General features: G+C 62.9%; 19 protein-coding genes. 10 read left to right on the plus strand and 9 right to left on the minus strand.

Features of this window, described 5'->3' with window-relative positions; all coding sequences use genetic code 11:
• Positions 1-5: 5 nt before the first annotated feature.
• Positions 6-632: a thiamine phosphate synthase gene (gene thiE / locus FGE05_RS25300; RefSeq protein WP_139649238.1), complete on the minus strand. Its 627-nt coding sequence runs from the start codon at positions 630-632 to the stop codon at positions 6-8.
• Positions 633-677: 45 nt separating this feature from the next.
• Positions 678-1,475: a hydroxymethylpyrimidine/phosphomethylpyrimidine kinase gene (locus tag FGE05_RS25305; RefSeq protein WP_139649240.1), complete on the minus strand. Its 798-nt coding sequence runs from the start codon at positions 1,473-1,475 to the stop codon at positions 678-680.
• A gap of 289 nt (positions 1,476-1,764) precedes the next feature.
• Here FGE05_RS25305 and FGE05_RS25310 point away from each other — a divergent pair, with 289 nt between their 5' ends.
• The 4 genes from FGE05_RS25310 to FGE05_RS25330 all read left to right on the plus strand — a co-directional run bounded on the left by FGE05_RS25310 (position 1,765) and on the right by FGE05_RS25330 (position 8,405).
• Positions 1,765-4,149 carry a hybrid sensor histidine kinase/response regulator gene (locus FGE05_RS25310; protein WP_139649242.1) on the plus strand — a complete coding sequence of 795 codons (2,385 nt, stop codon included), beginning with the start codon at positions 1,765-1,767 and terminating at the stop codon, positions 4,147-4,149.
• A 73-nt stretch (positions 4,150-4,222) separates the two neighbouring features.
• A complete protein-coding gene (locus FGE05_RS25315; RefSeq protein ID WP_139649243.1) occupies positions 4,223-5,872 on the plus strand; it encodes an acyl-CoA dehydrogenase family protein in 1,650 nt (549 codons plus the stop codon).
• Between the two features lie 320 nt (positions 5,873-6,192).
• Entirely contained in the window at positions 6,193-7,692 is a 1,500-nt protein-coding gene (gene amn / locus FGE05_RS25325) for an AMP nucleosidase (protein WP_175363881.1), read from the plus strand.
• A 77-nt stretch (positions 7,693-7,769) separates the two neighbouring features.
• Complete coding sequence (locus tag FGE05_RS25330; protein ID WP_139649247.1) at positions 7,770-8,405, plus strand: pseudouridine synthase; 636 nt, start codon at positions 7,770-7,772, stop codon at positions 8,403-8,405.
• Here FGE05_RS25330 and FGE05_RS25335 read toward each other — a convergent pair.
• Together FGE05_RS25335 and FGE05_RS25340 are read right to left on the minus strand one after the other, a co-directional pair.
• Positions 8,400-8,609: a DUF2788 domain-containing protein gene (locus FGE05_RS25335; RefSeq protein ID WP_003185724.1), complete on the minus strand. Its 210-nt coding sequence runs from the start codon at positions 8,607-8,609 to the stop codon at positions 8,400-8,402. The genes FGE05_RS25330 and FGE05_RS25335 overlap by 6 nt on opposite strands.
• A 239-nt stretch (positions 8,610-8,848) precedes the next feature.
• On the minus strand, positions 8,849-9,328 hold the full coding sequence (locus FGE05_RS25340) for an Lrp/AsnC family transcriptional regulator (RefSeq protein ID WP_024780290.1): 480 nt from the start codon (positions 9,326-9,328) through the stop codon (positions 8,849-8,851).
• Between the two features lie 434 nt (positions 9,329-9,762).
• On the opposite strand from FGE05_RS25340, the gene FGE05_RS25345 reads away from it, so the two are divergent.
• On the plus strand, positions 9,763-10,773 hold the full coding sequence (locus FGE05_RS25345) for a DUF6515 family protein (RefSeq protein ID WP_139649248.1): 1,011 nt from the start codon (positions 9,763-9,765) through the stop codon (positions 10,771-10,773).
• 151 nt (positions 10,774-10,924) lie between these two features.
• Here the strand turns inward: FGE05_RS25345 and FGE05_RS25350 are convergent, their stop codons facing one another.
• Positions 10,925-11,818, minus strand: a complete 894-nt coding sequence (locus tag FGE05_RS25350; RefSeq protein WP_139649250.1) for a cation diffusion facilitator family transporter — start codon at positions 11,816-11,818, stop codon at positions 10,925-10,927.
• 28 nt (positions 11,819-11,846) lie between these two features.
• Positions 11,847-12,266, minus strand: coding sequence for a hypothetical protein (locus tag FGE05_RS25355; RefSeq protein WP_024780293.1), 420 nt, complete (start codon positions 12,264-12,266; stop codon positions 11,847-11,849).
• Positions 12,267-12,361: 95 nt separating this feature from the next.
• Here FGE05_RS25355 and hrpB point away from each other — a divergent pair, with 95 nt between their 5' ends.
• Positions 12,362-14,878, plus strand: a complete 2,517-nt coding sequence (gene hrpB / locus FGE05_RS25360) for an ATP-dependent helicase HrpB (protein WP_139649252.1) — start codon at positions 12,362-12,364, stop codon at positions 14,876-14,878.
• A 258-nt stretch (positions 14,879-15,136) separates the two neighbouring features.
• Here the strand turns inward: hrpB and FGE05_RS25365 are convergent, their stop codons facing one another.
• Both FGE05_RS25365 and FGE05_RS25370 read right to left on the minus strand, forming a co-directional pair.
• A complete protein-coding gene (locus tag FGE05_RS25365; RefSeq protein ID WP_139649254.1) occupies positions 15,137-16,216 on the minus strand; it encodes an endonuclease/exonuclease/phosphatase family protein in 1,080 nt (359 codons plus the stop codon).
• Positions 16,213-16,872: a hypothetical protein gene (locus FGE05_RS25370; protein WP_139649255.1), complete on the minus strand. Its 660-nt coding sequence runs from the start codon at positions 16,870-16,872 to the stop codon at positions 16,213-16,215. The genes FGE05_RS25365 and FGE05_RS25370 overlap by 4 nt, the downstream gene beginning before the upstream one ends.
• Positions 16,873-17,049: 177 nt before the next feature.
• Between FGE05_RS25370 and FGE05_RS25375 the strand changes: the two genes are divergently transcribed.
• The 3 genes from FGE05_RS25375 to FGE05_RS25385 all read left to right on the plus strand — a co-directional run bounded on the left by FGE05_RS25375 (position 17,050) and on the right by FGE05_RS25385 (position 19,092).
• On the plus strand, positions 17,050-17,820 hold the full coding sequence (locus FGE05_RS25375; RefSeq protein ID WP_139649257.1) for a DUF2076 domain-containing protein: 771 nt from the start codon (positions 17,050-17,052) through the stop codon (positions 17,818-17,820).
• A 158-nt stretch (positions 17,821-17,978) separates the two neighbouring features.
• Complete coding sequence (locus FGE05_RS25380) at positions 17,979-18,458, plus strand: NYN domain-containing protein (RefSeq protein ID WP_139649259.1); 480 nt, start codon at positions 17,979-17,981, stop codon at positions 18,456-18,458.
• A gap of 22 nt (positions 18,459-18,480) precedes the next feature.
• On the plus strand, positions 18,481-19,092 hold the full coding sequence (locus FGE05_RS25385; RefSeq protein WP_024780299.1) for a PolC-type DNA polymerase III: 612 nt from the start codon (positions 18,481-18,483) through the stop codon (positions 19,090-19,092).
• Positions 19,093-19,322: 230 nt separating this feature from the next.
• On the opposite strand, the gene FGE05_RS25395 is transcribed toward FGE05_RS25385, so the two are convergent.
• Positions 19,323-19,775, minus strand: a complete 453-nt coding sequence (locus FGE05_RS25395; RefSeq protein ID WP_139649261.1) for an Lrp/AsnC family transcriptional regulator — start codon at positions 19,773-19,775, stop codon at positions 19,323-19,325.
• A gap of 161 nt (positions 19,776-19,936) precedes the next feature.
• Here FGE05_RS25395 and yedA point away from each other — a divergent pair, with 161 nt between their 5' ends.
• Complete coding sequence (gene yedA, locus FGE05_RS25400; RefSeq protein ID WP_041023058.1) at positions 19,937-20,839, plus strand: drug/metabolite exporter YedA; 903 nt, start codon at positions 19,937-19,939, stop codon at positions 20,837-20,839.
• Positions 20,840-20,844 lie beyond the last annotated feature (5 nt).

Consider the following 20,844-nt stretch of genomic DNA (forward strand, 5'->3'; position numbering starts at 1 on the left):
GGAAATTATTTGATCTTCAACAGATCGTTGAATGCGCGGGCGCGGCGCGTCACTTCATGAGCGTTGTCGGCGCCGAAAAGGCCATGCACCACGGCCAGCAGGTCGACGCCGTGGGCCACCAGCGGGGCGGCATTGTCCAGGGTGATGCCGCCGATGGCGCACACCGGTACATGCAGTTTGAGGCGAGCCTGTTCGAGCAGTTCAAGGTTTGCGCTGGGCGCACCGGGCTTGGTGTTGGAGTTGAAGAAGCGGCCGAAGGCTACGTAGCTTGCGCCTTCAGCGGCGGCCTGTGCAGCCAGGTCCAGGCTGGCATGGCAGGTGGACCCGATGATCGCCTTGTGCCCGAGCAATGCCCGTACCGGCGCCAGCGGCCCATCGGTCTGTCCCAAGTGCACGCCAACGCCCAGGCGCGCCGCCAGTTCGGCGTCGTCGTTGATGATCAACTGGGTCTTGTAGCGCTCGCACAGGTCGCGCAGGGCTTCGGCTTCCCGCAGGCGCCGGGCCTCGTCGCTGCTTTTATCGCGGTATTGCAGCAGGGTAACGCCGCCTTCCAGTGCCGCTTCTACATAGGCGAGAAATCTACCGGCCAGCAACTGGCTATCAGTGATGGCATAGAGGCCACGTAATTTCATTCCACTGCCCTCTGTTTCTGGCAAAAAATGTGACTGGCAAAAATGTTACGAGCAGAAATCCAACGGCAGGCGACGTGGCACGAACTGGCCTTTGCCCAGTTGTTCGGCGTCGCGCAGGGTGCGCCAGGTGTAATCCAGGGCGGTGCGCACGGCACTGGCGAGCTGTTCGCCTTGGGCCAGTCGACCGGCCAGGGCGCTGGCCAGGGTGCAACCGGAACCATGGTAGCTGCCGGGCAAGCGCTGGCAGGTAAACGTCTCGCGGTGTCCGTCGCGGCTGTACAGACGATTATGGACTTCATGTTCGTCGCCATGCCCGCCGGTGATCAACAGGTGCTTGACGAAGGGCAGCAGTTTTTCGGCGCACTCATCGGCGCTGCCTTCGGGCAGTTCGGCGAGGATGCGGGCTTCCGGCAGGTTCGGGGTGGCAATGATCGCCAGGGGCAGCAGGCGTTCGCGCATGGCGTAGCCGACTTCATCCTTGCCCAGGCGTCCGCCGCCGCCAGCGCGCAGCACCGGGTCGCAGACCATGGGCAGGTGCGGGTGCGCCTGGAGCAGTTCGACCACGGTGTCGACCATCTCCAGGGAGCCGAGCATGCCCAGCTTGACCGCCGCCACCGACGAATCGTTGAGCACGGCATTGGCTTGCGCCAGGACCCACTCGCGATCGAGTACGCGGAAGTCGCTTACGTTCACCGTGTCTTGCACGGTCAGCGCGGTAACGGCCGGGGCGGCATGGCAACCCTGGGCGAGAAGGGCTTCGATATCTGCCTGCAAGCCGGCGCCACCACTGGGGTCGTGGCCGGAGAGACAGAGGACAACGGGGCGAGAGCTGTAGATATTCATGGTGCGCGAGCTTACCACCAAACCCCTGTGGTCGGCGCCACCGATAAATTCCCCGTGCGATGCGCCGCGGCAGCATGCAACTTGACCAAAGCAACAGCTCTATCTCAATGCTTTGCTCTGAAACGCCCGTTCTAGAGCCTTCTGCAAGAGAGATTTCAATGGTGCAAGTTGGCCATCAACGGCTATGCTAAGGATGGATCCAACTTAATAACAGGTAATGCCGGTTTTACGTCTACTCAGGGAATGGGGGGCTTCCTGACTCAACCGGACAGGCCACGCTGGGGCTTAAATGCGCTATTTGCTGATGTTGCTGCTGTGCTTGTCCCCTTTGGCAAGCGCCCTCGAATTCGACGAGTTCACCCAAAGCCTGCCCCTGGGCCAAGCGCTGCAAGTGTTCGAAGACGCAAACGGCACCGCCACCCTCGACGATGTGCTGGCCGAAGCCGCTGCCGGTCGCTTCAAGCCCCATGACAAGGAAACGCTGAATGCCGGTTACTCGCGGTCGGCGTTCTGGCTGAAAATCGACCTCCATTACCGTCCCCACAATGTGAATGCCCAGCGCACCTGGTTACTGGAGCTGGCCTATCCGCCCTTGGATCATCTCGATCTGTATCTGCCTGATACCAGCGGAGTCTACCGTCTGGTTCGCCAGACCGGCGATGCGCTGCCATTCAACGCCCGGGAAATTCGTCAGAACAGCTACCTGTTCAGCCTGGATTTTGTCCCCGATCAGCGCCAGACCGTTTATCTGCGCCTGCAGAGCCAGGGGTCGATCCAGGCGCCGCTGACCCTGTGGTCCAGCACTGCTTATCTCGAACAGCAGCCGGTGCGCTTGTATGTGCTGGGGATTATCTATGGCGTGCTGCTGGGCATGCTGGTGTACAACTTGTTCATCTACCTGAGTGTGCGGGACACCAGTTATCTCTATTACATCGTCTATATCGCCTCGTTCGGCTTGTACCAGTTGTCGGTCAACGGTGCCGCCGCCGAGTATTTCTGGCCGGACAACCCTTGGTGGACCAACGCCGCGACACCATTCTTCATCGGCTGCGCGGCTCTGTTCGGCAGTCAGTTTGCCCGCAGCTTCCTGCAAACCGCCCAACACAGTCGCTGGCTCGATCGCCTGTTGTTGGCGCTGATCGTCTTCGGCGCGGTGGTGGTGGGCCTGTCGCTGATGGCCAGTTACGCCCTGGCCCTGCGTCTGGCGACGGCGCTGGCGCTGGTGTTCACGGTGGTGATTTTTGCTGCCGGCCTGTTCGCCTGGTGGCGTGGGCTGAGGGTGGCGCGTTACTTCATCATTGCCTGGTCGGCGTTTTTGCTGGGAGGCATCGTCAATACCCTGATGGTGCTCGGTTATCTGCCGAACGTGTTCCTGACCATGTACGCCAGCCAGATCGGCTCGGCCATCGAAGTGGCGTTGTTGTCCCTGGCCCTGGCCGACCGCATCAATGCCATGCGTGAGCAACAGGCCCAGACCCTGCTGGATGCCGGGCAGAAGCTGGAAGTGCTCAACCAGCAACTGGCCCACGGTAACAAGCTCAAGGACGAATTCCTCGCGACCCTGACCCATGAACTGCGTACGCCCATGAATGGCGTCATCGGCTCGCTGGAGTTGATGGAAACCGTCGAGATGGACGAGGAGCTGACCCAATACCAACAGACCGCCGCCGGCTCGGCGCGGGACATGATGCGCATGGTCAACGGCATGCTGACCCTCACGGAATTGCAGGCCGGCAAGCTCAAGGTCAATCCGGCGCCGTTCAGCCTGCGCGGGATGCTCGATGTCTTGCAGGTGCAGTTCGCGGCCAGTGCGCAGGCCAAGGGCCTGGATTTCAAGGTCGATGTGGCGCCGGGTCTGGCGGATCGGTTGCTCGGTGACAGCTGCAAGTTGACCCAGTGCCTGGAATGCCTGCTGGACAACGCCATCAAATTCACCCGGGTGGGCGGCCTGGCCCTGCGAGTCAGCGGCAAACCGATGGAGCATGATCGCTGGGGGCTGTCCTTCGCCGTGATCGACACAGGGATCGGCTTCACCGATCTGGGCGAGGCGACCTTGTACCAGCGTTTCTTCCAGCTCGACGGCTCCATGACCCGTGAGTACGGCGGCCTGGGCGTGGGCCTGGCAATTTGTCGGCAGTTGGTGGGGTTGATGGGGGGCCGCTTGACCCATACGTCCGAGCCTGGGCGCGGCAGCCGCTTCCAGCTGGACATCGAATTTGAAATGGCTTTGCCGATGGCGAGCTCCACGCCGTTTCCGTTCAGCAAAAGACACGGCATGCGTCAGCCTCAGGACTGTACGGTGCTGCTGGCCGATGACGACAGCATCGATCAACTGGTCATGCGCGGCATGCTGCTCAAGCTGGGCTACCGGGTGCGCACCGCCGACAGTGGCCGTGGGGCGCTGGAAATGTTGCGGGACGGCAGTTTCGATGCCGTGGTGCTCGATTGCCAGTCGCCACCTTTGGACGGTGTGTCAGTCTGCTGCCAGATCCGTACCCTGGCCGGCTGTGAGGAGTTGCCGGTGCTGGTGGTCGGCCCGAACCTGGACCCGAATGGTTGTCCGGCGGGCGCCTTGGTCGATTACTTGGGCAAACCGGTGAAGTTCGAGGTTCTGCAGGCGATTTTGCAACGTCGCGTGCTGTGTCCGGGGCAGGGCGAAAGCGCCGACATTTAGGCGGGTATGACACTTTGTTCGGCCTGGAGGCAGTGCTTAACTGGTTCCTGCTGGCCGACCGAGGAGCCCTGTCATGAACCTGCACCAGTTCGCCGAAACCCACGACGTCACCAATCAGCCGCCCTCCCTGGACGGCGCCAACCTGTATCGCATCGACTTGCCGCTGCAGCAATGGTCGCAGCGTTTCGGTGCCGGCTGGGCCCAGGCACGGATCGATGAGTACGGTGGGTTGGCCGGCGGGCCGCTGATGGAGGCAGGGTTCCTGGCCAACCAGAACAAACCGGTATTCTCCAGCCATGACCGCTATGGTCACCGCGTTGATCTGGTGGAGTTCCATCCCGCTTATCACCAGCTGATGCGTACCGCCATCGAGCATGGCCTGCCCAGCCTGCCCTGGTCTCATCCGCAACCCGGCGCCCATGTGGCCCGGGCGTCGATGACGTATCTGCACAGCCAGGCCGAAGCCGGCACGGGCTGCCCGTTGACCATGACCTTTGCCAGTGTCCCGGCGCTGCGCTTGCAGCCGGACCTGGCTGAGCGCTGGATGCCGAAAGTGCTCGCCACCGAGTACGACCCGCGCAATGTCGGCATGGCCCACAAGGCCGGCGTTACCCTTGGCATGGCGATGACCGAAAAACAGGGCGGCACCGATGTGCGGGCCAATACCACCAAGGCCTTCCCGGTGGGCGCCCGGGGGCCGGGCCAGGCCTATGAACTGGTGGGCCACAAGTGGTTCTGTTCGGCGCCGATGTGCGATGCCTTCCTGACCCTGGCTCAGACCGACAAGGGGCTGACCTGTTTCCTGTTGCCGCGCCATCGTCCGGACGACACCCGCAACCAGTTCTATATCCAGCGCCTGAAAAACAAGCTGGGCAACTGCTCCAATGCTTCCAGCGAAGTCGAGTTTCGCGGTGCCCTGGCCTGGATGATTGGTGAGGAGGGGCGCGGCGTGCCGACCATTATCGAGATGGTCGCCATGACCCGCTTCGATTGCATGGTCGGTTCCAGCGCCCTGATGCGCCAGGCGTTGACCCAGGCCAGCCATCACTGTGCCCATCGGACAGTCGGCGGCAGGCTGTTGAGTGAGCAGCCCTTGATGCAGAACGTGCTGGCCGACCTGGCGCTGGAAAGCGAGTCCGCGTTGGCCTTGAGTTTGCGCATGGGGCGGGCGCTGGATCACTTGAGTGACGAGCACGAAGCCAAGTTCGCCCGGCTGGTGACGGCAGTGGGCAAGTACTGGATCTGCAAGCGCGCCCCCGTGATGATCAATGAAGCTGCCGAGTGCATGGGGGGCGCCGGTTATGTCGAAGACAGCATCCTGCCGCGCCTGTACCGGGAGGCGCCGGTCAATTCAACGTGGGAAGGCTCCGGCAACGTGCAATGCCTCGATGTGTTGCGGGCCCTGTCCAAGGAACCTGGTGTGTTGGATGTATTGTTCAATGAGTTGGGCGACGGCCACGGCGACAAGCGCCTGGCCAACCACATCCACCAATTACAGGCGGCGTTCAAGGACACCGACGATATCCAGTTTCGCGCCCGACAATTGACCGAAGACATCGCCGTGGGCCTGCAAGCCAAGCTGTTGCTGGAGGCGGGCAACAGCGACGTCAGCGACGCCTTCATCGCCAGCCGCCTGGGTTCGACTGGCCGGGTCTACGGCGCCTTGCCACGGGGTTTGAATGTGGAAGCCATCGTGACGCGTTCTACCCCGCAAGGGTTTTGAGAAGCTCGCGACAGGCACCAGCCCAATGTGGGGGCGAGCCTGCTCGCGATGGCGTCGGTACATCCGGCATCAATGCAAGCTGACCCACCGCCATCGCGAGCAGGCTCGCTCCCACAGGGGATTGGCGGTGAGCATGGAGGGCGTGTCCACCCGAGATCAGGGTGGGAGCGAGCCTGCTCGCGAAGGCGTCGGCCCATCCAACATCGATGCAAGTTGACCCGGCGCTGTCGCGAGTAGGCTCTCTCCCGCAGTGGAGCTTCGGTGGATGATCGAGGGTGTCCAGCACGCCACTGTTCCCGTAAGACGGCGATGCAGGCAAGATGAAGGTCTGCAAGTCAGAACACAGGAAGCTGATCGTGACCGAAGCGTTTATTGTCGTTCAAACCGCCGAACAAGCCGTGGATCGCCTGGCGGCCCTGCACGAGCGTGCGACCACCGCGTTGAACCAGGCGCTCATGCGCTACCTCAAGGACCGCATCGAGCCGGATGCCGAGCAACGTGCGCTGTTCCGCTATCCGGCGTTGCGGCTGACCTACCACTGCCACGGCGAGGTCCCGCAAACCACCCGCGCCTATGCCAAGGTCCAGTTGCCGGGCACCTACAGCGTCACCGTCACTCATCCTGCCGCGTTCCGTAAATACCTGCTCGAACAACTCGTCCCGCTGATGCATGACTTTACCGTCACCGTGGAAGTGGGCGTCAGCGAGCAGAACATTCCTTACCCGTATGTGGTGGAACAGGGCGATGAACTGGCCGGTTCCGGTGTGACGGCGGCGGTGCTGGCGCGGGTGTTCCCCAGCACCGACCTGTCGGCCGCCACCGATGGCATCGCCGACGGCCTCTATGACTGGGAGAACACCGACCCGCTGCCTCTGTCACTGTTCGACGCCGCCCGCGTGGATTTCTCCCTGCGTCGTCTCGTGCACTACACCGGCAGCGATTGGCGTCATGTGCAGCCGTGGATCCTGCTGACCAACTATCACCGTTATGTCGACCAGTTCATCGTCCATGGCCTGGAGCAATTGCGCAGCGACCCGCGCTTCGTACGCATGGTCCTGCCGGGCAACGTGATCATCGACAAGAACATGGACCACAGCGAAGCGTCGGCCATCGCCGCCGGCGTGGTCTGGCACCGTTACCAGATGCCGGCCTATCACCTGCAGGCCAACGACGGCCATGGCGTGACCCTGGTGAACATCGGTGTCGGCCCTTCCAATGCCAAGAACATCACCGACCACCTGGCCGTGCTGCGACCTCATTGCTGGCTGATGATCGGCCACTGCGGCGGGCTGCGGCAGTCCCAGACCATCGGCGACTACGTGCTGGCCCACGCCTACATGCGCCGTGATGGCATCCTCGACCGGGTGGTGCCACCGAATATCCCGATTCCCGCCCTGGCAGAAGTGCAGTTGGCGCTTCAGCAAGCCGCGGCGAACATCACTGGCGAAAAAGGCGATGAGCTGAAGAAACGCCTACGTACCGGCACCGTGCTGACCTACGACGACCGCAACTGGGAGCTGCGCTGGGCCCAGGAGCGTCCGCTGATCAACCTGTCCCGCGCGGTGGCGGTGGACATGGAGAGTGGCACCATCGCCGCCCAGGGTTATCGCCTGCGGGTGCCCTATGGCACGTTGCTTTGCGTCTCGGACAAACCGCTGCACAGCGAAATCAAGCTGCCGGGCTCGGCCAACGCGTTCTATGAGCGGGCGGTCAACCAACACTTGAAAATCGGTATCGAGGCATTGGATCTGTTGCGCAACCAGCTCAATTCATTGCATTCGCGCAAACTGCGCAGCTTCGACGAGCCGCCGTTCCGCTGATACCGTTCGGACGGTAGTCATTTAACGGTCGGGCCACTAGCATGGTCGGCCCTGACCGTTAGTTAGATAGTGCCGCCATGTCCCGTCCTCCACGTCCCGTTTCCCGCCGCCCTGGCGTGAAACCCCCTGCATCCGCCGCGCGCCGGGTCGCGAAGGCGCCTCCGGCCGAGCCCAGGCTGATCCTGTTCAACAAGCCTTTCGATGTGCTGACCCAATTCAGCGATGGCGAGGGGCGAGCGACGCTCAAGGATTTTATCGACATCCCGGGCATCTACCCGGCCGGGCGGCTGGATCGCGACAGCGAGGGGCTGTTGTTGCTGACCAACGACGGGCAATTGCAGGCACGTATCGCCGACCCCAAGCACAAACTGGCCAAGACTTACTGGGTGCAAGTGGAAGGCGAGCCAAGCGCTGAACAGGTGCAACGCCTGCGTGATGGCGTGGAGTTGAACGACGGCATGACGCTGCCCGCCGAGGCGCGCTTGCTGGACGAACCGCTGCTATGGCCGCGCAACCCGCCGGTGCGCTTTCGCAAAAGCGTGCCTACGAGTTGGCTGGAACTGGTCATACGCGAGGGGCGCAACCGCCAGGTACGACGGATGACCGCTGCCGTGGGGTTGCCGACGTTGCGGCTGGTGCGGGTCAGGATTGGCGATTGGACGATCGAAGGGCTTGATCAGGGCCAGTGGAAAGAGGTCCCGGCGCGCCTATAGCGCCCCGGACTCGATCAGGCCGATCACCACGCTCTTGATGACGAACGCCGCCACGCCGAGCCCCAGCACGAAAAACAGGATGAACGAACCGAAACGCCCGGCCTTGGACTTCTTCGCCAGATCCCAGACGATGAAGCCCATGAAAATGATCAGAATGCTGACCAGGCCGGTCATCATCCACTCTTCGAAAACAGCAGGATCCATCGAAACACTCCGGCGTGGGCGGGGTTGGAAAGGCGGGGCGAGTATACGGCATGGTGGCCGGGCGAGGGATTGACCTGCGGCGGTGTGTCGCAGCTATTCATCGCCTTCTCGATGGTGCGACTGCCCCGGACCCTGTGGGAGCCGAGCTTGCTCGCGATGGCGGTGGATCAGCCAAGTCATTGTCGACTGTAATGCCGCCATCGCGAGCAAGCTCGGCTCCTACAGTGGTTGAGGCGGTTTCAGCTGCGCAGATGGGTCAACGGCAATTCGGTACTGCTGAGCACCTGGTTCAGCACGAAACTCGAGCGCACGCTGGTGACGCCGTCGATCCGGGTCAGGTGGCCCAGCAGCAGTTTCTGGTAATGGTCCATGTCCGGCACCACCACCTTGAGCTGGTAGTCCGCGTCCATGCCGGTCACCAGGCTGCACTCGAGCACTTGCGGCAGGTTGCGAATCGCGGCTTCGAAGTTTTCGAAGCGTTCGGGGGTGTGACGGTCCATGCCTATCAGCACGTAGGCGGTCAGGCTCAGTCCGAGCATTTTGCGGTCGAGCAACGCGACCTGGCGGGTAATGTAGCCGTCGTCTTCCAACTGTTTGACCCGCCGCGAACAGGGCGAGGGTGACAGGCCGATGCGCTCGGCCAGTTCCTGATTGGAGATGCGCGCGTCGCGCTGCAATTCCGCCAGAATGCTCAGGTCGTAACGGTCGAGTTTGCTCATCGGTCGGGCCTTTATCTTGATAATTGCGTGGGATTATCTATCCGGGGGTAAAAATTGCGCAAGCGATGTTTAATTGAGCAATCTTCGCAATCATCTGTCGCCGGCCCAGGCCTATTCTTATCACCAAGATCACTGCTCGGACAAACAGTCCAATGCAGCCCGCCCAAGCAGGCCGGCTGCGGTCGCGGCACCCACCGGTGCCTGGTAGCCAGACAGGCCACTCATGACCCCCGAGCTGCACACTGTCCAGAAGACGGCGTGAGGTGAGCCGACGCCACAAGCGTCGAGCACGGACGAAGTTCTCAAGGGGAGGCCGACGGGTCTCCCTTTTTTAATGCCTGCGAAATAAGTGGCGCTGCTGATAATCTGGTGCAGAACCGGCCTGGGCTTTTCCCAGTCTTATCATCAGGCCCTGAACCGTTGTGAGGAATAACATGAAGTCGCGCATCTGGCGTCTGGCAGGTGTTGGTTTGTTGTGGGCAAGTGTCAGTGCGCAAGGGATGGCCGATGATCAGCAGAATCGTGGTGGCCCCGACGGTGATCGAGGACACGACGGACGCGGCGGCAACGGTCAGGGGTACTCTGGCCAGCCGCGGCCCCAGAGCAACGAAATCATCCGTGGCGACAACAGCCGCCAATTCGAACCCGGCGCCCAGCGCCAGGGTGGCCCATCCTATGACCGATCACCCCAGGATCCCAACGGTCATGGTCGTCCGCCGCAACAGCAGCAGCCGGGCAACAACCTGCCGATCCAGGGCCGGCCCGACAGCGTGACCCAGACTCGGGAGCCGCAACCGGGTTACTACCGCGATATCCCGCGCCGCAGCGACGGTTATCCGAGCAATCGGCCACGCCCCGAGCATGACAATCGTCCAGATCAGCACTGGGCCGGTCGCCCGGACGGGCATGGCAATGGTTGGGGGCCGGGGCCGCAATATCGTCCCGGTTATGTCATCGACCGCTTCCCGGATCGCAATTACCGTGTGCCCTATCGTGGCCAGGACTACTTCTTCTCGGGTGGCTATTGGTATCGCCCGCAAGGACCACGCTATGTCGTGGTGCAGCCGCCTCGGGGCATCCGCACCCGTTACCTGCCCGACTATGCCCGGGAAGTCTGGATCGGCAGCTCGCTGTTCTTCCTCGCCGCCGGTGCTTATTACATCTACGAAGCCAACACCCAGGACTACGTCGTGGTCGACGCGCCGGTTGCCAATCCGCAGCCACAACCCCAGGGCAACAGTTTCGATGTGGTGGCCTATCCAGCCAACGGTCAGTCTCCCGAGCAGGTCAACCAGGATGGCTACGAGTGTTATCGCTGGGCGGTGCAGCAGAGCGGCTTCGATCCGCGCAGCTACACCTATCCGCCCGCGCCGGAAGTGGTGCAGACCTACCGGCAGGCCCAGGGGAGTTGCTTGAGCAGTCGTGGATATCAGGTGAGTTACTGAGGTTTGTTTGTTCAGTAAAAAAGACTGGGTGCTGAACGCCACAAACCTGTGGGAGCAAAGCTTGCTCGCGATTGGGTCAGTCAGTCGACAACAATGTTGGCTGATCGGCCGCTATCGCGAGCAAGCTTTACTCCCACAGAGGTGAAGCGCATCAGGCGCTGGCGGTTTTCACCACTTCCGACGGATCGGCGTGCACCAGCACTTCGGCCTTCGGATAGGCGCGGTGGATCGCATCGGCGGCCTGGTCGCTGAGGCCGTGGGCCACTGACAGGGTCAGCTCTCCAGGCAATTCCAGATGCAGTTGCACGAACCAGTGGTTGCCGGAAATCCGCGTGCGCAAGTCATGGGCACCCAGCACGCCGGGCACGGCACAGGCCAGTTCCAGCATGTGCTGGCTGACGTTGGGCGGCAGTTCTTCGTCCATCAGCACGGCGAAACTTTCCCGGGCGATCTGGATGGCGCTCCAGAGAATGTAGACGGCGATGCCCAGGCCGAACCAGGCGTCGAGTTGATACCAGCCGAACCCGGCCAGCAGCAGTGCCACCAGAATGCTGCCGTTGAGCAACAGGTCGGAACGGTAATGCAGCGAGTCGGCGCGAACGGCGTTGGAGCCCGTGGCGCGGATGACCCGGTGTTGCAACGCCAGCAGCGCCAGGGTCAGGGCCAGGGAAAACACGATCACGCCGACACTGAGCCAGGGCGCCTCCACCGGGACCGGGTTTTTCAGGCGCTCGAACGCCTGCAGGGCAATCAACACGGCGCTGCCGCCAATGAACAGCGCCTGGGCCATGCCGGCCAAGGATTCGGCCTTGCCATGACCGTAGCGATGATCGGCGTCGGCGGGACGCAAGGCGTAATGCACCGCCAGCAGGTTGAGCAGCGAGGTGACGCCGTCCAAGGCCGAGTCGGTCAGGCCGGCGAGCATGCTCACCGAACCGCTCAGCCACCAGGCCAGTGCCTTGGCGATAATCAGGATCGACGCCACGGCCACCGAGGCGCGGGTGGCCAGGCGTAGCAGGCGAGCGTGTTCGGGAGTGGTGGTCATGGCGCGTTGGTTCCTTCAGTGGCGCCCGTCATGCGGCCGGTTTGAGTCCGAGGGCGGCCAGTTGCTGCGCGCTGCCCTTGTGCTGGATCAGCCGTGGATCGTCCAGGGGGAAGCTGCGGCCAAGTTCGCTTTCCAGAATGGCCTGCAATTTATGGTTGTCGACGCTGCCGTCAGGGTTGACGGCCTGCTTGAGCTTTTCTGGCGCGATCTGGGCGGTCTTGCCCGGCTCGAAGTAAATGGCGCCGGTGGCGAAGTCCACCGCGAACGCGATCAGGCCGGGAATGATGTAGAACAGCAGGCCGACGGCGTCGAGCGCGGCAATGGCCGGGTCGATCTTGCCGTCGATCTGGCCGCGACGGTCAGGGTAGAAGATCGAGCCGCAGGCGCTGACCTGGGTCAGCAGGGTGGCGACCAGGACACCACCGATCACGCGAAAGGGAATACGCATAACAATCTCCTGAGCAGGTAAGGGCGTTGTGGGTTTGAGTCCAGACCACGCCAAACAGTTCGCCGTTATACTCGGCCCTCTGTTTTGGAGCCAGCATGATTTCTTTGCCGATTGATGAAGTTTTACCAACCCTGCGTCAAGCCTTGGCATCGCGCCACGAGGCTGTGCTCGAAGCGCCGCCCGGTGCCGGTAAAACCACCCGCGTTCCCCTGGCCTTGTTGAACGAGCCGTGGCTGGCCGGACAGACCATCCTGATGCTCGAACCCCGACGCCTGGCGGCACGGGCGGCGGCGGAGCGATTGGCCAGTGAGTTGGGTGAAAAGGTCGGTGAAACCGTCGGCTACCGGATTCGTCTGGACAGCAAGGTTGGCCCAGGCACCCGCATTGAAGTGGTTACCGAGGGGATTCTCACCCGCCGCCTGCAGGACGATCCGGCATTGGAAGGTGTGGGGCTGCTGATTTTCGATGAGTTCCACGAGCGTAGCCTCGACGCCGACCTGGCCCTGGCCTTGAGCCTCAACGGCCGGGAGCTGTTTCGCGAAGACCTGCCGCTGAAGATTCTGCTGATGTCGGCGACCCTGGAAGGTGAGCGCCTGGCCGGGTTGCTGGAAGACGCGCCGATCTTGCGCAGTGAAGGGCGGATGTTCCCGGTGACGGTGCGTTGGGGCCGGCCATTCCAGCCCGGCGAGTTCATCGAGCCACGGCTGGTACAGACCGTACTCGAAGCGTTGCACGATGAAACCGGCAGCGTCTTGGTGTTTCTGCCCGGACAGGCGGAGATCCGTCGGGTTCACCAGCAACTGGTCGAGGCCCTGGGCGAGGGCGGTAACGTGTTGCTGTGTCCCCTGCACGGTGAACTGGATCTCGCGGCCCAGCGTGCCGCCATCGACCCAGCGCCTCCTGGCCAGCGCAAAGTGGTGCTGGCAACCAACATCGCCGAAACCAGCCTGACCATCAACGGCGTCCGGGTGGTGGTCGATGCCGGGCTGGCCCGGGTTCCACGTTTCGACCCGGGCAGCGGCATGACACGTCTCGACACCCAGCGCATTTCCCGGGCCAGCGCTACTCAGCGGGCCGGTCGGGCCGGGCGATTGGAGCCGGGGGTGTGCTATCGGTTGTGGTCCGAAGACCAGCACGAACAACTGGCCGCCTATGGCAGCGCGGAGATCCTTTCGGCGGACCTGGCCGGGCTGGCCTTGCAACTGGGGCGCTGGGGCGTGACGCCGCAGCAATTGGTCTGGCTCGACGTGCCGCCCGGCGCCGCCTACGCCCAGGCGCAGGACCTGCTGCAGCGCCTGGGCGCGCTGGACGGCGAGCAACTGACTCGTCACGGCCAGGCCATGGCCGAACTGCCGGCCCACCCGCGTATCGCTCATTTATTGTTGCGCGGGCAGGCGCTGGGGCTGGCGGACATGGCCTGCAACGTCGCGGCGTTGTTGGGCGAACGGGACATTCTCAGGGGCGCCGGCGCGGATTTGCACAGTCGTCTGGCCTTGCTGTCCGGCGAAGAGCGGGCGGCGCGAGGTGCGCAAGGTGGCGTGACGCGGGCGCGGCAACTGGCCCGGCAGTATCGCGGCTATTTGCGGGGCAAGGCCGAAGAAGCGGTGGCTGATCCCGATCATCCGCGTTGGCTCGGGGCGCTGCTGGCGTTGGCCTACCCGGATCGGGTCGCGCAGCAGCGACGATCCGGCGGCGCGGAGTACCGCTTGGCCAACGGCCGTGCGGCGCTGTTTGCCGAGGCCGACAGCCTGATGAAGCAGCCGTGGCTGGTGATCGCTGATCTTGGCAGCCGCCAGGGCCAGCGGGAAGAGCGGATCTACCTGGCGACGGATTTCGACCCGGCGCTGTTCGATTCCGTACTGGCCGAGCAGGTGCACACGGTGGATCAACTGGACTGGGACGAACGCGAAGGCGTGCTGCGGGCCGAGCGCCAGCGCAAGGTCGGCGAACTGGTGCTCAGCCGCGAACCGCTGACCGGCCTGGATGAGTCCGCCCGTAGCCAGGCCCTGGTGAACCTGGTGCGGCGCAAGGGCCTGGAGCTGTTGCCCTGGACGCCGGAACTGCGGCAATGGCAGGCGCGGGTGGCACTGCTGCGTCGACTGGACCTGGACGCCAAGGGCGAAAGCGAATGGCCCGACGTCAGCGACAAAGCGTTGCTCGGCAGTCTTGAACATTGGCTGATGCCGTATCTGGGCCGAGTCTCGCGCCTCAGCCATTTTGCCAACCTGGACCTGTCGAGCATCGTTCACAACCTGCTGCCCTGGCCGTTGCCGCAGCGGTTGGACGAGCAAGCACCCCATCACTTGAGCGTGCCCTCGGGTTCGTCGATCCGCGTGGACTACAGCGAATACCCGCCGATCCTGGCGGTGCGCTTGCAGGAACTGTTCGGCCTGGCCGAGACTCCGCGCATCGCCGGCGGACGCCAGGTGGTCAAGCTGCACCTGCTGTCACCGGCACGCCGGCCGGTGCAGGTGACCCAGGACCTGGCGAACTTCTGGCGCAGCACCTACGCCGAAGTGAAGAAGGACCTCAAGGGGCGTTACCCCAAGCATTACTGGCCGGATGATCCGCTGGTGGCGGAGGCGACGGCGCGGGTCAAGCCGCGTAAGTGAACAGGCGTTAATCCGAGTGGACCCGAACCCTGTGGGAGCCTGCTCGCGATGGCTATCTGTCAGTCACATCAAAACTGGCCGAGCACCCGCTATCGCGAGCAGGCTCGCTCCCACATGGGCTCCGGGCTGGCCGCACGATCGTTATTCACCGCAGGATTCCTGTGGGAGCGAGCCTGCTCGCGATAGCGGCCTATCAGTCGCATAGAAGTTGGCTGACACAGTGCATTCGCGAGCAGACTCGTTGCCACAGGTCTGCGGCTATGGCGTAACCGGCAACAAAAACCGCGCAATCACCGGCAAATGATCAGAGATGCGCAAGGTATCGTCCTGCCGCACCTGGGCCTCGACCCGTTTGATACGCGGGCTGTAGAACAGGTAGTCGACGGTGCGGTCCGGGCCGTTGAGGCCGGGGTCGTTCGGGTAGTGGGTCAGCCAGTGCGCACGGTCGATGCCGCTGGCCTCGTTGTTGGTGGGAATCATCGGGTACTTGTCCCACAGCAGGTGCAGCGGGCTGTCGGCGGAGTAGGGGGTGCGCTGTTCGGGCGGCAGGCGCAGGTACTGCCCCAGAGGCAGCAGGTTGAAGTCGCCGCCGATCAGCCAGGGCATGCCTCGGGATTCGAATTTGTCCAGGGCCTTGGCCACGGCAGTGACCTGCTTGGGCAGGGTTTCGTCCGGCTGCGTGGCCCGCTCCAGATGCGTGTTGAGCACGGCCAGTTGGCTGCCATCGCTCAGCGGCATGTAGCTCACCAGCAGGGCATTCTTCGGTTGGAACTGGCGGCTGATGAAGTTGGCCTCGGCCACCGGCAGTTGCACCCGTTCGGCATGATCGATGCGGTAGCGGCTCAGCGTTGCCAGTTGTCGACCGACGCTGCCGAAGATATGGGGGCTGGGTATGAAATCGGCCTTCCAGTCGAAGGCGCTGGTGCTGCAGGGGTAAAGGTCGGCGAGCCGCTCCTGCAATAACTTGAGCTGGTCCTGGTAGTCGCTGGCCTTGGCGCCGTTGTCCAGTTCCTGCAGCAGGACGATGCCGGGTTGTTCGTCACGGATGACCCGTGCCACTTCGTCGAGGCTGAAGGCCATGTCTTCCAGGGTCGGGCTTTCATCGTCGCCTTGGGCCAGGTCGTGCCAGAACACGTAGCGCTTGCCAGCCAGGAACTGGACGTTCCAGGTCATCACCTTGACCGCCTGACCGGGCATCAGCGGTGCGGCGCTGGCGGTACAACTGACCGGCAGTGCTTCCCGGGCATGTGGGCGCCAGGTCAGGCTATAGATCGACAGGGCGGCCAGGCAAAGCACCGACAACAGGCCCAGCAGGGTGTAGCGCAGTAGGCGGGTCATGGCTCGGGTTTTTCCCCGACCAGCATGAATATCCGGAACAGCACCACGCTGGTGAACAGTTGCAGGAAGCTGTGAACGCTGTCGATCAACAGGCCTAGCCAGGGGTTCTGGGGCGGTGGGTACACCGAGACGCTGGCGCCCTTGAGCAGCCACAGCGGGCCCATCACGCCCATGATGCACAACAGGATCCGCCAGAACTGGCCGCGACTCATGCGCAGGCTTTCCTTCATCGCCGCCAACGGCGCCAGGCCTCGGAGCACCAGCAGGTATTCGCTGAACGCCAGGGTCACCATCAGCCACAGGCCCGGCAGGATGTACAACGATATGCCCAGCAGGATCAGCAGCGTGTTGAGAGCGGTCAGCAGCGCGAAGCGCGGCCAGAGGGTGAGGGCCGCGGCGAGGAGGTCGCGAATGTGCGGCGATTCGCCTCGGCTACGGGCGTCGAGAAACAGGATCAGCGCAGCGGTGTACACCGGATACACCAGCAGCCCGACGATCACGCTATAGCCGGGAAAGCCATCCGGGCCGACGGCGCGGTCGACGGCTTGTTGCAGCACGGCCTCGAGTATCACCAGTGGCAGGCACAGCTGGGCGATCCGGCCCAGATGGCGCTTGAAGAAATACAAAGAGTCACGCAGCACGTCAAACGGATTCATGAGTCGGGATCGCAGGTCCAGAAGCGGTCCGACACTTTAACCGATCAGGCACCCGCACTAGCAAACGTAAACATCAGGTAAAGACCATTGAATCCTTCGCGGCAAGCCCCATTACTGGTGGGCACCGGTTCTGCGGAACCGGCTTGGTTTTCTACCCGGCAATCTGATGAGGTCGCCATGAACAGCGAAGAACAAACCCTGATCGATGGACTGTTTTCACGGCTGCAGCAGGCCGAAAAGGATTCAGGCCCGCGCGATGCCCAGGCCGAGGCGCGGATCAAGGAGCATCTGGCCAGCCAGCCCTCGGCCGGCTATTTCATGGCCCAGGCGATTCTGGTGCAAGAGGCGGCAATCAAGCGCCTCGACGAGCAGAACAGGCAACTGACCGAGCAAGTCCAGCAACTGCAGGCGGACCTGCAGAACGCCCGCAGCCAGCCTTCGGCACCCAGTGGGGGCGGTGGTTTCCTCTCGAGTATTTTCGGGGGCAGCAGTCGTGATTCGCGACCAGCCCCTGCTCCAAGCGCTCCGGCAACCGGCGGTGGCGGCTGGCGCGAGCCGGCGCGGCCATCCTTCAACAATGCCCCGGCTCAGCAGGGCTTCGGTGCGCCGCCAGCGGGCTATGGTGCCCCGCAACAACAAGCCCCGGCGGCGAGCAGCTTTCTGGGTGGCGCCCTGAAAACCGCAGCCGGCGTGGCCGGTGGCGTGATGCTGGCGCAAGGTATCAGCAGTCTGTTCCACAGCGGCCAGCAGCCCCAGGAGATCGTCGAGATCATCAAGGAAGAGCCGGCCCAACCGGTCAACGACGTGGGTAACAGCGGCGACAACGGTTGGGGCGACGACCAGCGCATGGCTGACAACGATCGCTACGGCAACGACCAGGGCGGTTTCAGCGACGCGGACTACAGCGACGACTCTTCATTCTTTGGCGACGACGATTCTTTCGTCTGACCTGCCATTCGTCCGGGGTGCCCACGCGCCTCGGACCGATTATTCGCGGAATCCTCCTTCGGGCTGGCATACTGGGCGCCTTTTCGGGCCTGGTGGCCATATCGGCCACCAATGCCTGACCCAGAGCCTGCGCGCTTGTGCATTCAAGAGGAACCGCGGTGAAGAAAATCGCAGTGTTCGCCGATGTTCAGAACCTCTATTACACCGTGCGCCAGGCCTATGGATGTCACTTCAACTACGCCGCCCTGTGGGCCGACGTCAGCAAACAAGGGCAGATCGTCGAGGCCTACGCCTATGCGATCGATCGCGGTGACAGCAAGCAGCAGCAATTCCAGCAGATCCTGCGCAACCTGGGTTTCACCGTGAAGCTCAAGCCCTATATCCAGCGCAGCGATGGCTCGGCCAAGGGCGATTGGGACGTGGGCATCACGCTGGACATCATGGACGCCGCCGACCATGTCGACGAGATAGTGCTGGCCTCGGGTGACGGCGACTTCGACATGCTGCTCGAACGCATCATCAGCAAGCACGGTGTGCAGGCGGTGGCGTACGGCGTGCCGGGGCTGACGGCCAACTCGCTGATCCGCGCCGCCAGCCGCTATGTGCCCATCGAAGGCGCGCTGTTGCTCAAGAATTGATCGTTACGGAGTTCAGACAGGTTTGGAACGCATCGCAGTCATCGACTTTGAAACCACCGGAATCACCCCGAGCAGCAGTTGCCGAGCCACGGAAATCGCCGTGGTGATACTCGAGCAAGGCCGGATCGTCGACCGCTACCAGAGCCTGATGAATGCTGGCGTGCGGGTGCCGGCGTTCATCGAGCAACTGACCGGCATCAGCAATGCCATGCTGCGCAGCGCGCCGTCGGCCGAGCGGGTGATGAACGAGGTCAACGAGTTCGTCGGCATCACGCCGTTGCTGGCACATAACGCCGCGTTCGACCAGAAGTTCTGGGACTTTGAACTGGGGCGGATCAAGCGCACCCGCTTGCAGAATTTTGCCTGTTCGCTGCTGCTTGCCCGACGCCTGATGCCCGCCGCGCCGAACCACAAGCTCGGCACCCTCAACGCCTTCGCCGGCCTGCCCCATACCGGCCAGGCCCACCGGGCCATGGCCGACGCCGAAATGGCCGCCAACCTCACCGCGCACCTGGCGTCGGAACTGCGACACAAGCATGGGCTGCGGGAGCTGTCCCACGATCTGTTGTGCAGCTTGCAGAAGGTCCCGGCGGCGAAGATCAATGAGCATCTCAAGCGTCATCGCGGGTTCTGAGATCACCGCCATCCAAATGTGGGAGCGAGCCCGCTCGCGATGGCGGTGTGTCAGCCACTGCAGATATTGACTGACCTGGCGCTATCGCGAGCAGGCTCGCTCCCACAGGGGATTGATGGTGGGCGCGGGGATCGGATCAACCCGAATAACTGTGGGAGCGAGCCCGCTCGCGATGGCGGCGGCAAAGATAAAACAGTTGCTCCCACAGGGTTTGATCGGTGTTGGGCGATTTACTTGCCGTTGCTTTCCAACTGCCCCAACGGCACGCGCTTTTCAATGGCACTGGACAGCACGATCGAGGTCTTGCTGAAGCCGAATTTGGCGATCCGGTTGATCAGCTCTTCCAGCTCCGGCATCGAGCCGACCGCCGCTTGCATGATCACGCAGGGGTCGCCGGTCACCCGGTGGCATTCGGTCAATTGGGGAATCTTGCACAAGTCGTCGTAGACCTTCTGGTTGCCGTGCTGGTTCATCCGCAATTCGATCACGCACTGTACCGGCAGGCCAATCTTGGCCATGTCGACCTTGGCCTGGTAGCCGGTAATGATCCCGCTGGCCTCCAGCTTGCTGACCCGCTCGGCCACGGCCGGGGCCGAGAGGTTCACTTTGCGGGCCAGTTCGGCGTAGGACGCACGACCATTTTCCAACAGGGCGCTGAGCAGCATGCGGTCGTATTTATCCACGGTCTGGCTTCCAAGTGACGTGACTTTCGAAAGCACGGTTTATAGCGCTGATCTCCGTGGTTTGAAAAGTGTATGGGTGGGATAAACAGGTTTTGTAGCTTATTTTCCGCTCGTCGCCTTTCTAGAATAACGCCTCTCATTGTCCTGACTTCGAGCTGACCATGCCTGGCCCACGCCGTTTTCCACTGCCGCTGATCGCTGCCTTCTTCGCGCTCTACATCATCTGGGGTTCGACTTACCTGGTGATTCGCATCGGTGTGGAGCATTGGCCGCCGCTGTTGCTGGCCGGGATTCGCTTCGTGCTGGCCGGCTCGCTCATGTATGGCTTCCTGCGTTGGCGCGGGGCGCCGGCGCCGACCTGGGCGCAGTGGAAGGCCGGGGCCATCATCGGCGTGCTACTGCTCAGTTTCGGCAATGGCGCGGTCAGCGTCGCCGAGCATACCGGTGTGGCCTCCGGGGTGGCGGCGTTGGCCGTGGCGACGGTGCCTTTGTTTACCCTGCTTTGCGGGTATTTCTGGGGCGCACGTAATACGCGCCTGGAATGGGCGGGCATTGTGCTGGGGCTGATCGGCATCGCGATGCTCAACCTGGGTTCCAACCTGCAATCCAGTCCGCTGGGAGCCACCTTGCTGGTGTTCGCGGCGGCGTCGTGGGCCTTCGGGTCGGTGTTGAGCAAGCATCTGCCGTTGCCGGCGGGGGCGATGGCCAGCGCCGTGGAAATGCTGGTGGGTGGCGTGGTGCTGTTGATCGGCAGCTTCGCCAGTGGCGAACACCTGGAGCGCATCCCACCGTTCGAAGGCTGGTTCGCGCTGGCCTACCTGACCTTCTTCGGTTCGATCATCGCCTTCAACGCCTACATGTATCTGCTCAAGCATGTACGGCCAGCGGCGGCCACCAGTTATGCCTACGTCAATCCGGCGGTGGCGGTGCTGCTGGGGATCGTGTTTGCCGGCGAAAGCATCGGCGTCGAAGAATCCCTGGCGATGCTGGTGATCATCAGCGCCGTGGTGTTGATCGGGCTGCCCCAGTGGCGCAAGCCCAAGCCTGCGCCGGTTGAATCCTGAATTAA

The organism is Pseudomonas sp. ICMP22404 (assembly GCF_006227205.1).
Classification (GTDB): domain Bacteria; phylum Pseudomonadota; class Gammaproteobacteria; order Pseudomonadales; family Pseudomonadaceae; genus Aquipseudomonas.